The 13,714-nt window shown below is 40.3% G+C and carries 14 protein-coding genes; 4 read left to right on the forward strand and 10 right to left on the reverse strand.

From position 1 onward, the window contains the following. Positions 1-24 precede the first annotated feature (24 nt). Positions 25-1,053 (reverse strand): tRNA (adenosine(37)-N6)-threonylcarbamoyltransferase complex transferase subunit TsaD, encoded by a 1,029-nt coding sequence (gene tsaD, locus ACPT8O_RS01475; RefSeq protein ID WP_021034600.1) that lies wholly within the window; start codon positions 1,051-1,053, stop codon positions 25-27. A gap of 231 nt (positions 1,054-1,284) precedes the next feature. Between tsaD and rpsU the strand changes: the two genes are divergently transcribed. The 3 genes from rpsU (at position 1,285) to rpoD (ending at position 5,377) form a co-directional block, all read left to right on the forward strand. Further along, a complete protein-coding gene (gene rpsU, locus ACPT8O_RS01480) occupies positions 1,285-1,500 on the forward strand; it encodes a 30S ribosomal protein S21 (protein WP_005627632.1) in 216 nt (71 codons plus the stop codon). Between the two features lie 133 nt (positions 1,501-1,633). Next, positions 1,634-3,415 (forward strand): DNA primase, encoded by a 1,782-nt coding sequence (dnaG, locus tag ACPT8O_RS01485; protein ID WP_021034599.1) that lies wholly within the window; start codon positions 1,634-1,636, stop codon positions 3,413-3,415. A gap of 69 nt (positions 3,416-3,484) precedes the next feature. Continuing rightward, positions 3,485-5,377 carry an RNA polymerase sigma factor RpoD gene (rpoD, locus tag ACPT8O_RS01490; protein WP_021034598.1) on the forward strand — a complete coding sequence of 631 codons (1,893 nt, stop codon included), beginning with the start codon at positions 3,485-3,487 and terminating at the stop codon, positions 5,375-5,377. 213 nt (positions 5,378-5,590) lie between these two features. Here the strand turns inward: rpoD and aspA are convergent, their stop codons facing one another. From aspA to ureA, 9 genes are all read right to left on the reverse strand, one after another. Next, a complete protein-coding gene (aspA, locus tag ACPT8O_RS01495; protein WP_005692068.1) occupies positions 5,591-7,009 on the reverse strand; it encodes an aspartate ammonia-lyase in 1,419 nt (472 codons plus the stop codon). Positions 7,010-7,164: 155 nt separating this feature from the next. Next, positions 7,165-7,980 (reverse strand): urease accessory protein UreD, encoded by an 816-nt coding sequence (locus tag ACPT8O_RS01500; protein WP_021034597.1) that lies wholly within the window; start codon positions 7,978-7,980, stop codon positions 7,165-7,167. Between the two features lie 77 nt (positions 7,981-8,057). Further along, positions 8,058-8,693: an urease accessory protein UreG gene (gene ureG, locus ACPT8O_RS01505; protein WP_005664465.1), complete on the reverse strand. Its 636-nt coding sequence runs from the start codon at positions 8,691-8,693 to the stop codon at positions 8,058-8,060. Between the two features lie 224 nt (positions 8,694-8,917). Further along, a complete protein-coding gene (locus ACPT8O_RS01510) occupies positions 8,918-9,625 on the reverse strand; it encodes an urease accessory protein UreF (RefSeq protein WP_041175262.1) in 708 nt (235 codons plus the stop codon). Continuing rightward, complete coding sequence (ureE, locus tag ACPT8O_RS01515; protein WP_054249333.1) at positions 9,610-10,167, reverse strand: urease accessory protein UreE; 558 nt, start codon at positions 10,165-10,167, stop codon at positions 9,610-9,612. Before ureE ends, ACPT8O_RS01510 begins: the two co-directional genes overlap by 16 nt. Positions 10,168-10,175: 8 nt before the next feature. Beyond that, the gene (locus tag ACPT8O_RS01520) at positions 10,176-10,796 is read right to left on the reverse strand and encodes a glutathione S-transferase (protein WP_021034593.1); all 621 of its coding nucleotides are present in this window, start codon (positions 10,794-10,796) and stop codon (positions 10,176-10,178) included. Between the two features lie 37 nt (positions 10,797-10,833). Continuing rightward, on the reverse strand, positions 10,834-12,552 hold the full coding sequence (gene ureC / locus ACPT8O_RS01525; protein ID WP_021034592.1) for an urease subunit alpha: 1,719 nt from the start codon (positions 12,550-12,552) through the stop codon (positions 10,834-10,836). Positions 12,553-12,563: 11 nt separating this feature from the next. Next, on the reverse strand, positions 12,564-12,869 hold the full coding sequence (gene ureB, locus ACPT8O_RS01530; RefSeq protein WP_021034591.1) for an urease subunit beta: 306 nt from the start codon (positions 12,867-12,869) through the stop codon (positions 12,564-12,566). A 76-nt stretch (positions 12,870-12,945) separates the two neighbouring features. Beyond that, on the reverse strand, positions 12,946-13,248 hold the full coding sequence (gene ureA, locus ACPT8O_RS01535) for an urease subunit gamma (RefSeq protein WP_021034590.1): 303 nt from the start codon (positions 13,246-13,248) through the stop codon (positions 12,946-12,948). Between the two features lie 167 nt (positions 13,249-13,415). Here ureA and ACPT8O_RS01540 point away from each other — a divergent pair, with 167 nt between their 5' ends. Further along, positions 13,416-13,706, forward strand: coding sequence for a co-chaperone GroES (locus tag ACPT8O_RS01540; protein WP_005629492.1), 291 nt, complete (start codon positions 13,416-13,418; stop codon positions 13,704-13,706). The last annotated feature ends 8 nt before the right edge of the window (positions 13,707-13,714 follow it).

Consider the following 13,714-nt stretch of genomic DNA (forward strand, 5'->3'; position numbering starts at 1 on the left):
CCTACCCACGATAAAACATAAACATTAAATCGCTTCTAATTCCGTCATTGCCCAACGAGGCTTAACATCAATAGCCAGATCGCTATGCTGACCTTTTTTTAAACGTAAAAAACCTGTGTAAGCAATCATTGCGCCATTATCTGTACAAAATTGAGGTTGAGGATAAAACACTTCTCCACCTAAATTTTGCATTAAGTGCGCAAGGCTTTCTCGGAGTTTTTTATTTGCACTCACTCCCCCCGCAATCACTAAACGTTTATAGCCGGTTTCTTTCAATGCACGTTTACATTTAATGGCAAGTGTGTCCACCACTGCATCTTGGAAAGCATAAGCAATATCTGCTTTTGTTTGTTCTGTCAGTTTGCCCTCGTTTTTAATCGCTTGATTAATCGTATTCGCAGCAAAGGTTTTTAAACCAGAAAAACTAAAATCAAGACCTGCTCGATCTGTCATTGGACGTGGAAATGTGAAACGATTTGGCGCACCTTTTTCTGCTAAACGAGAAAGTGCTGCGCCGCCTGGATAATCTAATCCAAGTAATTTTGCTGTTTTATCAAAGGCTTCGCCAGCAGCATCATCAATGGATTCGCCAATCACTTCATATTTTCCTACGCCATCTACACGTACCAATTGAGTATGACCACCCGATACCAATAAAGCAACAAAAGGAAAGTGCGGCGAATTTTTATCAAGCATTGGCGCAAGTAAATGCCCTTCCATATGATGAACACCAATCGCAGGGACATTCCACGCATAAGCTAAAGAACGTGCGATAGTTGCGCCTACAAGCAATGCACCAACCAAACCGGGCCCACTCGTATAAGCAACACCATCAATATCTCTCGCGGTTAAATTGGCTTCTTCTAATGCTGCCTTAATAAGAGGCGCTGTTTTACGGATATGATCGCGTGACGCCAATTCGGGTACAACGCCACCATAATCAACGTGCAGGGCAATTTGAGTATAAAGTTGATTAGCAATTAACCCTTTTTCTTCATCATAAATTGCCACGCCCGTTTCATCGCAGGAGGTTTCAATGCCTAATATTTTCATTGATTTTCTTCATTTATTACCTAAAATGTTGCGCGATTTTACCCTGTTTAAGCGGTTTTAACCAGTTGAAACCACAAATATTAAGGTGAATTGGCATTCTATCCTTTACTTTTTGCCTAAAAGTAGATTAGAATTGCATCCTTTATTAAATTTGTCATTTGCACACAGGTGCTTTGGCAAAAATAGAATTTTAAATTGCAATTAAATTAAACTCATTGAGGTGATTGGCTTATGCCTGTAATTAAAGTACGTGAAAACGAATCATTTGACGTAGCTTTACGTCGTTTCAAACGCTCTTGCGAAAAAGCGGGAATCTTAGCTGAAGTACGCGCTCGCGAATTTTACGAAAAACCAACTACAATTCGTAAACGTGAAAATGCAACACTTGCAAAACGTCACGCAAAACGCAACGCTCGCGAAAACGCGCGCAATACCCGTTTATACTAATTTATAGTATTTTCTGACTCGAGTTAAGACAAACCGTGAATCCTTTGGACTCACGGTTTTGTTACTTTAAGCACAACAAAAATCTACGCCAAAAACGACCGCACTTTCACACCACGATCACGGAGGCTCGACAATGAAAGGTTCTATTCCACGCCCCTTTATTGATGATTTACTAACAAAATCCGATATTGTCGATGTGATTAACACGCGCGTAAAACTAAAAAAAGCTGGCCGCGATTATCAAGCCTGCTGCCCTTTTCACCACGAAAAAACTCCATCCTTCACAGTTAGCCAAAAGAAACAGTTTTATCATTGCTTCGGCTGTGGCGCACACGGTAATGCCATTTCCTTTTTAATGGATTATGACAAACTTGAATTTGTCGAAGCTATTGAAGAACTTGCAGCAATGGCAGGACTTGAAGTACCTTACGAAAAACGCGCTAATAACAGTGGAAAACCTCTAGCTAATTATCAAACCAAACGAAATCTCTATGAATTAATGCAAGAGATTGCCAAGTTTTATCAAAACCAATTACCATTAAATACGCAAGCACAAGAATATTTACAACAACGCGGGCTTTCAGCTGAAATTATTAAGCGTTTTCAAATTGGGTTTGTGCCGAATGCAATGGATACTGTACTGCGTAAATTTGGCGTTAATCGTGAAGAACAACAAAAACTCATTGAGTTAGGTATGCTTTCTCGCAATGATCGTGGCAATATTTACGATAAATTCCGCAATCGCATAATGTTCCCGATTCGCGATAAACGTGGTCGTACAGTGGCTTTTGGTGGACGAGTATTAACGGATGAAAAACCGAAATATCTGAATTCGCCAGAAACCATTACTTATCATAAAGGTAACGAGCTTTATGGTTTGTATGAAACCTTACAAGCCAACGATGAACCAAAACAATTACTGGTTGTTGAAGGTTATATGGATGTGGTGGCATTAGCACAATTTGGCGTGGATTATGCGGTCGCTTCTTTAGGTACGTCCACGACATCAGAACAAATTCAACTTATTTTTCGTTCGACCGAACAAGTGGTTTGTTGTTACGATGGCGACCGTGCTGGGCGTGATGCAGCGTGGCGAGCGTTAGAAAATGCGTTGCCTTATTTAGAAGATGGCAGACAACTCAAATTTATTTTCTTGCCAGAAGGAGAAGATCCTGATACTTACATTCGTCAATACGGCAAAGAAAAATTTGAAGAATATATCGAAAGTGCGCAATCTTTAAGCGAGTTTATGTTTGCACATTTAAGTCCTCAGGTTGATTTTTCCACTAAAGAAGGGCGCGGAAAATTAGTTGCGCTAGCTGCGCCGTTAATTCGCCAAATTCCTGGAGAAATGCTTCGCTTATCGCTACGCAATATGCTTGCTCAAAAACTTGGGATTTTTGATCAAACTCAGCTGGAAAATCTTATTCCAAAACAATTAGAACAAGCCAATACACAACAAAAAGTCGCTAATAATAAGATCAAAAAGACACCAATGCGAATGGTCATTTCATTGCTTCTGCAAAATCCTGAATTAGTAAAACGTATGTCTGAAAGTGGCGTGCAAGCATTACGTGCGGAAGCAGGGTTTGAAATTCTGGAAAAATTGACCGCACTTTGTCGCCAACGAGAGGGCATTACTACGGGGCAAATTTTGGAATACTTCCGCAATACATCTTACAGTAATCCCCTTGAAATACTGGCAACTTGGGATCATTTATTAGACGAATCCGATATAATCAACGCATTTTCACAAAATTACCGTCGCTTAAATATTCAAGCTATTGAGCGCGATATTGAAATGCTTATTGCCAAAGAACGAACTGAGGGTCTCACTAATGAAGAAAAAACGGTACTTGTACATCTTTTAGCTGGTAAAGAACAGCAGAAAAAACAGTTAGTGAATCCGCTGTAACAATGGTAGAATCTCAGGTTCATAAAAAATCTTATCTTCTCAATCACATCAAGCAAAACGAGTATAAAAATGGAAAAAAATCAACAATCTACGGCTGAACAATATTCAGAACAAATTGAGCAATTGATGGAGCTAGGTCGTACACAAGGGTATTTAACTTTTGCTGAAATCAATGACTTATTGCCCGAAGATGCTATTGATCCTGAATATTACGACAAGTTGCTACAAACGTTGCAAAATGATGCAGGCATCCCTGTGTTAGATGAAGCACCAGAAAGCGATGATATGATGTTGAGTGATACCATCCCTGATGAAGATGCAGTGGAAGAAGCAACTCAAATTCTTTCTAATGTAGAATCTGAAATCGGTCGAACAACGGATCCTGTCCGTATGTATATGCGTGAAATGGGAACAGTTGATCTTCTTACTCGTGAAGATGAAATCAGCATTGCAAAACGTATTGAAGAAGGGATTGATGAAGTTCAAACCTCTATCGCAGCCTATCCTGAAGCATTAAATGGATTACTAAAAAACTATGATGATGTAGAAAAAGGTAATTTCCGTTTGACCGATTTAATTACAGGTTTTGTTGATCCAAATGCCGAAATAGAAGAACACAACGGACTTGATGAAGACTTTTCTGATGAAGATGAAGATGAAGATGAAGATGATGAAGAAGAAGGATCGAGTAATGCAGATGTGGAAGACAATGAATCAGAATCCACATCAGATTCAAGCGACTCTGATAACAGTATTGATCCTGAAGTTGCTCGCGAAAAATTTCAGCAATTAAGAGAACAGCACTCTAAAACCCTTGCTGTTATTGAAAAACACGGTCGCTCTGGAAAACGCGCTCAAGATCAAATTGCACTACTTGGCGAAATTTTTAAACAATTCCGTTTAGTGCCAAAACAATTTGATTTACTCGTTCTATCAATGAAAGAAATGATGAAACGTGTACGTTATGAAGAACGTCAGCTACAAAAAATATTAGTGGATATAGCAGGAATGCCAAAGGATGATTTTGAAAAAATTATTACTACTAATGGCAGTAACAGAGAATGGGTAACAAAAGCATTAAAATCTAGCAAACCTTGGGCTAAACGTTTAATTAAATATGAAGATCGTATTTATGAAGCCTTAAACAATCTAGCGATAACAGAAGAAAATACTAAACTTACCATTACGCAAATGCGTAACATTTGCGATGCAGTCGCACGAGGCGAACAAAAAGCACGCCGAGCTAAAAAAGAAATGGTTGAAGCTAACTTACGTTTAGTAATTTCTATCGCGAAAAAATACACAAATCGAGGTTTACAATTCTTAGATTTAATTCAAGAAGGGAATATCGGTTTAATGAAAGCGGTAGATAAATTTGAATATCGACGTGGTTACAAATTCTCTACCTATGCAACTTGGTGGATTCGTCAAGCAATCACTCGCTCTATTGCGGATCAAGCGCGTACAATCCGTATTCCTGTGCATATGATTGAAACGATCAATAAACTTAATCGTATTTCTCGCCAGTTATTACAAGAAATGGGACGTGAAGCAACACCAGAAGAATTGGCAGAACGTATGGGAATGCCAGAAGATAAAATCCGTAAAGTACTGAAAATTGCAAAAGAGCCAATTTCGATGGAAACACCTATTGGCGATGACGATGATTCGCATTTAGGGGATTTTATTGAAGATTCAACCTTAGAACTTCCTCTTGATTCTGCCACAGCACAAAGTTTAAAAGTTGCAACTCACGAGGTGCTTGAAGGTCTGACACCACGTGAAGCAAAAGTATTACGTATGCGTTTTGGTATCGATATGAATACCGACCATACGCTTGAAGAAGTGGGTAAACAATTCGATGTAACACGCGAACGCATTCGTCAAATTGAAGCAAAAGCATTACGTAAATTACGTCATCCTAGCCGTTCTGAAACACTGAGAAGTTTTTTAGATGAATAGAGAGAAACATAAAAAAGAAACATCAATCTAAACTTAAAAATCAGATACATTTATTTAAGGACTAAGTTCTATAATCCGCAGAATTTAGTCCTTTTATGTTTTACTTAAAACATTTTAACCATAAAAAATCTGCGCCCGAATTAGCTGGTTTATTTATTCAGCTTTAAGGCACAGATTAAAGTGCGGTAAATTTTTTTGATATTTTTACTTAAATTATTTATTTAACTTCGCTTTGTAAGTTGGGTTCATTAAGTTTTCTACAGAAAGAATGTCATCTAATTGTTCTTCTGTTAATAAACCTTTTTCTAACACAACTTCACGTACGCCTTTGCCTGTTTGAGCACAGATTTTACCCACTAAGTCGCCGTTGTGGTGACCGATAAATGGATTTAAGTAAGTCACGATACCGATTGAGTTAAACACATAGTTTTCACAAATTTCTTTGTTTACAGTGATGCCATCCACGCATTTATCGCGTAAGTTCACACAAGCATTGGTTAAGATGTCGATAGATTCGAACATTGCTTGACCAATCACTGGTTCCATTACGTTTAATTGTAATTGACCTGCTTCAGATGCGAAGGTCACCGTTGTATCGTTACCAATTACTTTAAAGCATACTTGATTTACTACTTCTGGAACAACTGGGTTTACTTTTGCTGGCATAATAGAAGAGCCAGCTTGTAATTCAGGTAAGTTAATTTCTTTAATACCAGCACGTGGACCAGAAGAAAGTAAACGTAAGTCATTACATACTTTAGAAAGTTTCACTGCAGTACGTTTTAATGCACCGTGAACCATGACATAAGCGCCACAGTCAGATGTTGCTTCAATTAAATTTTCTGCAGGCACGCAAGGCAAGCCTGTTACTTCAGCAAGATGTTTTACAACTAATTCCGTATAGCCTTGAGGCGTATTTAAACCAGTACCAATAGCAGTCGCACCAAGGTTTACTTCAAGTAATAAACCTGCAGTACGTTTTAAGTTACGCACTTCTTCTTCAAGTAATACAGCAAACGCTTTGAATTCTTGACCAACCGTCATTGGCACCGCATCTTGCAATTGAGTACGCCCCATTTTTAAGATATTCGCAAATTCTTTTGCTTTATTGTCAAAACCATCTTGTAAATATTGAATTTTATCGATCAATTTTAAGATGCTATTGTATACCGCAATACGAAAACCTGTAGGATACGCATCATTGGTTGATTGACTTGCATTAACGTGATCCATCGGATTAATCACGTTATATTCGCCTTTCTTATGACCAATTTTTTCAAGGGCAAGATTAGCAACCACTTCATTAGTATTCATATTGACAGACGTACCTGCACCACCTTGATATACATCTGATGGGAATTGATCTAAGCATTTTCCAGTGGTAAGGATTTCATCACAAGCTGCTACAATCGCTTTTGCAATATCACTTGGAATTGCACCTAATTCGCCATTGGCTAAAGCCGTTGCTTTTTTTACCATTACCATACCACGTACAAACTCAGGCACGTCCGAAATGGTTACGTTAGAAATATTGAAATTTTCTACCGCTCTTAATGTATGAATTCCCCAATATGCTTCTGCTGGCACATCACGTTCGCCGAGTAAATCTACTTCTTTTCTAAATTGAGTCATTTTAATTACCTTTTTGGGTTAGTTAATTTATCGTCATTATAGAAATTTCAAGAAGAAAAAACTTGATGAAGATCACATTTTCAAAAAATGCTCTCAAGACATATTTTCATTTTTCGGATTAGTTTTTTTAGGGAAAAATAAGATATCCATTAATCTTATGTAGATTTCAAGAGCTTACCAATTTTCTCAAACAAATTCTGAATTTGCTCTGCACGACACCCGAGTATCCGCACCATTAAGCCATATTCATTGAGTTGTGATATGCCTATCAACAAACCTTGTTCTTCCATAAACTGCTGTTGTAAGGCTTGCACTTGTTGCTTAATTTCAAGTGAACTTTTCCCTAAATGCAAATAAATTAGCGAACCTTGATGGGAATAATTTTCCATCTGGCTCAAAGCGGTAAGGTTCATTTTAGACGGCAGCCATTGAATACAATCACTGACAAGCGGTCGTTTTTTACCATCATTTTGCAAAGCATAAATCTTCAAATGGGAAGAAAACTGACGGAAAGCAAAACGTTCGTCATTCAACACCCGACCAATCGCCACGATTTCACCGTAAATCAGCTCGCTTTGTTCGTCCATTTCAATCTGGGTTTGCTGCTTAAAAACGGAATCTTTATGCAACACCAGTGGATGCGGCAAATAGAATAAACGGCTGTTTTCGGCAAGGGCAATACGAGTAATTTGCTCTGCACTGTCGCCCTCATTCATCGCCAGCACCCGAGTAAATGCCTGCGTATTGAGCGAAAGTGCGGTCAATTTTGCCAACGAAATGTCAATCTCTAACACATCGCCCGCTAGCACCCCAGGGGAGGAAGACATCTGCATCGCATTCAAGCCATTCGCCCACGCATCATCGTAACTTGGCAACGTTATCAATTTAAACGGTGGCATCGCAAAGTATTCGGCAAGCTGGGTTTTACCGTTGGAGGAAAGTTTGGTGGAAAGGGATAATTTGCTGTTCATAGATTTTGTAGAGGCTAATTATTATATTAGCCCCGATATTTCACCAATAATTGGGCAAATGTAATTTGCCCCTACGATTAACGAACTAAAGATGCGGGTTCTTCCACATTCTTCAACAACGCATATTTTTCAATCCAACCAATCACTCCATCTAGATTTTCTTTTTTCATCAGGTTGGTGAAAATAAACGGCTGACCGTTACGCATACGGCGGGCATCGCGTTCCATCACGCTTAAATCTGCCCCCACAAACGGAGCAAGATCTGTTTTATTAATGACTAACAAATCTGAACGAGTGATACCCGGGCCACCTTTACGAGGGATTTTTTCGCCTTGTGCCACGTCGATCACGAAAATCGTCACGTCTGCCAAATCTGGGCTAAAAGTCGCCGAGAGGTTATCGCCGCCCGATTCAATAAATACAATTTCCACATCAGGGAAACGTGCCACCATTTCATCTACCGCCTCCAAGTTCATTGACGCATCTTCACGGATCGCCGTATGCGGACAACCGCCCGTTTCCACACCCATAATTCGCTCAGGCGGAAGTAAGCTGTTTTTCGTTAAAAATTCCGCATCTTCTTGAGTGTAAATATCGTTAGTAATGACTGCCACACTATATTTTGACGCGATTTCTCGAGTGAGTTTTTCAATTAACGCCGTTTTACCCGCGCCAACAGGGCCAGCCACGCCGATTTTAATGTAGTTACGCATTTTTCTTTCCTTTAATTAACCTAGCAACTGTGATTATTTACTACAAGCGGTAAGGTGGACATAAGCCCACGCATTTAGCTCTGAGTTTTTATTTTCCTTCTAAAACGCTCTTTAGAAAAAAGGGAAAAAATGTGGTCAAAATCAACCGCACTTTTCATTGTTAAATAAACACGTGGGCTTACGCCCACCCTACCCCTGAAAAATAAAAACACAGCAATCACAGATTATGACATATATAATCTGGTATAAAGCACTTCGTGTTGCATAGCCCGAATATCATTCGCCAGCGTTGCCGCACCAAGCCATTCTTCGTCGGGTTCAAGGCTTAATTCCACCGCTTGCACGAGTGAGCCTCGCAAATAAAACAGAATATCTTGCCCATCCATTTGGCTGAGGGGAATAAGCTTCACACCGTTAGTGATTGCACCGACTGCTGCGTTGTAGTAGAACGCATAGAGTGTGTCGGTTTTGCTTAAACCCATTGTTTGAGCAACCATTGCAAATACTATCGGAAAATAGCCCTGTACTCGTTTTTCGACAATCGCTTGTTGGTAAGTCGTAAGCAGCGTATGTGTTTCATAGCGAATAAAAATTTTCAGCAATCGTACGCCGAGTTTGAAACTCCCTTCTCGGCTTTCACGTGCCACTTTGGTGGCGGAAAGTTGCCAATCCAGTTCGCACAAGCGGTCAAAATTACCCTCATTCATTGCATCGAATGCAAGGGAAAGATATGCCCCGTCGTTGTAAATCCAGTTTTGTAAAAGCTGGGTTTGCACATACTCTTCGAGGCTTGCTTTAGTGGAAACAACGCCTTGCTGCACAAAGGTTTCCAAGCCGTTGGAGTGATTAAATCCACCAATCGGCAAGGTGGGATCGACCAAGTGCAGCAACGCACCTAAATCCGTTAAAGACCGGTTTAATGTTGATGCCAATTGCCGTCTCCGTGATGATGATAACCGTGATGATCGTGCGAATGACTATGTGAATGCCCGTGCCCTTGTACAGAGTTAGCTCTCAACGCTTGGCTTAAACGGCGTTCTGCTTTTTTCGGTTCAAATCCCGCCGCTTGTAACCACTCAAACATTGGCTTATCGTAAGGTAATGTCACTTCATCGCCATCTAAAAACAGCGGCGAATGTTTATTGCCAATTTCATAGCACGCCCGTGCCATTTCAGGCAAGGTTTTCGGAGACAGTACAATTACTTCGCTTGGCAAAATTTCAATCGCAATCACTAATTCATCGCTGATAAACACCACATCATCGTGTTTTAAACGTTGCCCTTCTTTGAGTAGGCGAAAAGCGACTTCACGCCCAGTATTTGTGGTTTTACGCAAAATATTCCGTTCGCTTTCATACCACTGCAATGCCACGCGTTCAATAGTCTGATTAGTAATTTTGCCTTCAGCCTGAAGGCTAGTTAAGTCGCCCAAAATGGTATCCATAATGGGCAAAATGGGGTTGAGGATTTTCATATTTCGTCTTATGCCTGTGGTTTTGTGCTAAACAAAACCTCATATTTTTCATTCATCTCTGCCGCCCAAGCGGTTAAATTTGGAAATTCTTTTGCAAGATCTAATCCAATTTTCTCAGCTCTGAATAAGAACCAATCAATGACTGCGACTGTCGTTAGCGTACCAATGTTTAATTCAGTGCCAAACGGTTTTAAATCTTGCTCAAGTCTTACAAAACTTTGACGATTACGTTCGGTTAGTTGTTGATGGCGAGCTGTCCACCATTCACTTTCAGGGCGAAGCATTTTTTCCGCCATCATTGGCACGGTGTTTTCCATAATGCCATCAGCTAAATTATGCAACGCTAACGTTGCCCAACGTGGCTTGCCACTCTCTGGAATGAGTTTAGGCTCTACCTTGCCTTTTTGATCAAGATATTCGCAAATGAGCAAACTGCCATAAAGCCAATTACCACAATTACGTTCTAACGCTGGCACTCGACCTAGTGGATTTGCCTGATTATGCGGAGAGCTTGCATCAAATGATGAACCAATTTTAATCAGTTCTGTTTTGTCTAAGAGTTGTTGATATTTCAACGTTACCAGCACTTTACGTACATACGGGCTGGTAGTGGAGTACCAAAGTTTCATTATAAATTCTCCTTAAAATTTGACCGCACTTTTCAGCTTAGAACATAAAATATCGTTGTCCTAACGGCACGGTATCCACGGGTTCACAGGTAATTAACTCTCCGTCCACTCGAACTTCATAACGTTCAGCATCAACAGTAATATTTGGTGTTGCATTGTTGTGAACGAGATCTTTTTTACCCACACTGCGGCAGCCTTTCACAGCAATGGTTTCTTTGTGTAAACCGAATTTCGCACGAATATCTGCTTTTTCAGCGGCTTGTGAAACAAAGAATACCGCGGTTTGTGCTGTCGCTAAGCCTTGTGCGCCATACATTGGACGGTAGAATACAGGTTGCGGTGTTGGAATTGAGGCATTTGGGTCGCCCATTTTCGCATAGCTAATAAAGCCTTTTTTAATTACTACTTCTGGTTTTACCCCAAAGAACATCGGTTTCCATAACACAATATCTGCAATTTTGCCCACTTCTAACGAACCAATATGATCTTCAATACCGTGTGCAATTGCTGGGTTGATAGTGTATTTCGCAATGTAGCGTTTAATGCGGAAGTTATCGTTTCCTTCATTACCTAGCTCACCACGTTGCATTTTCATTTTATCAGCGGTTTGCCAAGTACGAATAACGACTTCGCCAATACGTCCCATTGCTTGAGAGTCAGAACTCATAATGGAGAAAACGCCCATATCGTGCAAAATATCCTCCGCTGCAATAGTTTCAGGACGAATACGGCTATCGGCAAATGCCACATCTTCTGGCACGCGTTTATCTAAGTGATGGCAAACCATCAACATATCTAAATGTTCATCAATGGTGTTTTTCGTAAATGGACGAGTCGGGTTGGTTGAAGCAGGCAATACGTTTGGATACATCGCTGCTTTAATAATATCAGGAGCGTGTCCGCCACCCGCACCTTCTGTATGGAAGGTATGAATTACACGTCCATCAATTGCTTTCATCGTATCTTCTAAAAAGCCACTTTCGTTCAGCGTATCGGTGTGGATTGCCACTTGAATATCCATTTCATCAGCCACTTTTAATGCTGAATCAATTACTGCAGGTGTTGCGCCCCAGTCTTCGTGGATTTTTAAACCTAATGCACCTGCTTCAATTTGTTCGCGTAGCGGATCTAAAGTTGAGCAGTTTCCTTTACCAAAAAAGCCTACGTTTACAGGCAATGCTTCTGCTGCTTGGAACATACGCTCCATATACCACGCACCCGGTGTACAAGTAGTCGCGTGTGTACCATCAGCAGGGCCTGTTCCGCCACCAATTAGCGTGGTAACCCCACTTTCAATCGCATGCTGTGCTTGTTGAGGGCAAATAAAGTGAATATGCGTATCAATACCGCCAGCGGTCGCAATTAAATGAGCACCGTTATGCACTTCCGTGCTTGCACCGATAATCATATTTGGCGTGACATTATCCATGGTGTCAGGGTTACCAGCTTGACCGATGCCCACAATGCGACCATCACGAATACCAATATCCGCTTTGATAATGCCTAATTTGGCATCAATAATCATCACGTTGGTAATCACAAAATCCAATACATTTGGATTGTCACGAGTTGCCGTACCACTTTGAGCCATGCCATCACGCACACTTTTACCGCCACCAAATTTACACTCATCGCCTTTGGTCAATAAATCTTGTTCAATAGTTGCCCATAAATTGGTATCGCCTAAACGGACTTTATCGCCAACGGTTGGGCCATAAGTTGCTACATATTGTGCTCTTGAAATTGTTAATGTCATCTTGCCCTACTTTATAATTTGCCATCAATTTGATTATGGAAACCGTAAATAATTTGGTTACCACCAAAAGCCACTAACTCAACGGTTTTGACTTCGCCTGGTTCGAACCGTACCGCATTGCCTGAAGGCACATTCAAACGCATACCGCGCGCCAAAGTGCGGTCAAATTTAAGGGCATTATTGGTTTCAAAAAAATGGTAGTGAGAACCCACCTGAATGGGTCTATCACCCGAGTTGGTTACTTCAATTGTCACTGTTTTTCTGCCGACATTAGCGAGAATATCGCCTTCGGCTAATTGGTATTCGCCTGGGATCATATCTTTGTTCCTTGTAGGGTGGGCTTTAGCCCACCATTAATATTTTTATTTTGGTGGGCTAAAGCCCACCCTACGGTTATCTAATCGGATTATGCACGGTAACAAGTTTTGTGCCATCTGGGAAAGTTGCTTCAATTTGTACTTCGTGTACCATCTCAGCGACGCCTTCCATCACATCATCAACGGTTAAAAGTGTTGAACCATACTGCATGACTTCAGCCACACTCATTCCATCTCTTGCCGCCTCTTGTAAATGACTCGCAATATAGGCAACAGTTTCTGGATAATTTAATTTAACGCCACGTGCTTTGCGTTTTGCCGCCAATTCTCCTGCGAGGAAAAGCATCAGTTTTTCTTGTTCTCTGGAAGTTAAATGCATATTTTCATTCCTTAATTTATTTATTATACGAAAGTCAGCGAATTTTACGTAAAAAATCTAAAATAGGAAAAATATTTTGTCAGAATTTTTTGTAACTCCCCTTGAAAGAAAAAAAATCTTCCTTATATAAAGACCGCACTTACAAACTCTTAAGAAGGAAATTAATTATGAATATTCGTCCTTTACACGATCGTGTAATTATTAAACGTGAAGAAGTCGAAACCCGTTCAGCTGGCGGTATCGTATTAACAGGTTCAGCGGCGACCAAATCAACCCGTGCGAAAGTATTAGCTGTGGGTAAAGGTCGTATTTTAGAAAATGGCACGGTTCAACCTTTAGATGTTAAAGTTGGCGATACCGTAATTTTCAACGACGGTTACGGCGTGAAAAGCGAAAAAATCGATGGCGAAGAAGTATTAATTATTTCTGAAAACGACATCTTAGCAATTGTAGAATAATTAGATAA

This window comes from Haemophilus sp. HN_Hi08 (assembly GCF_049824455.1).
Classification (GTDB): domain Bacteria; phylum Pseudomonadota; class Gammaproteobacteria; order Enterobacterales; family Pasteurellaceae; genus Haemophilus; species Haemophilus influenzae_D.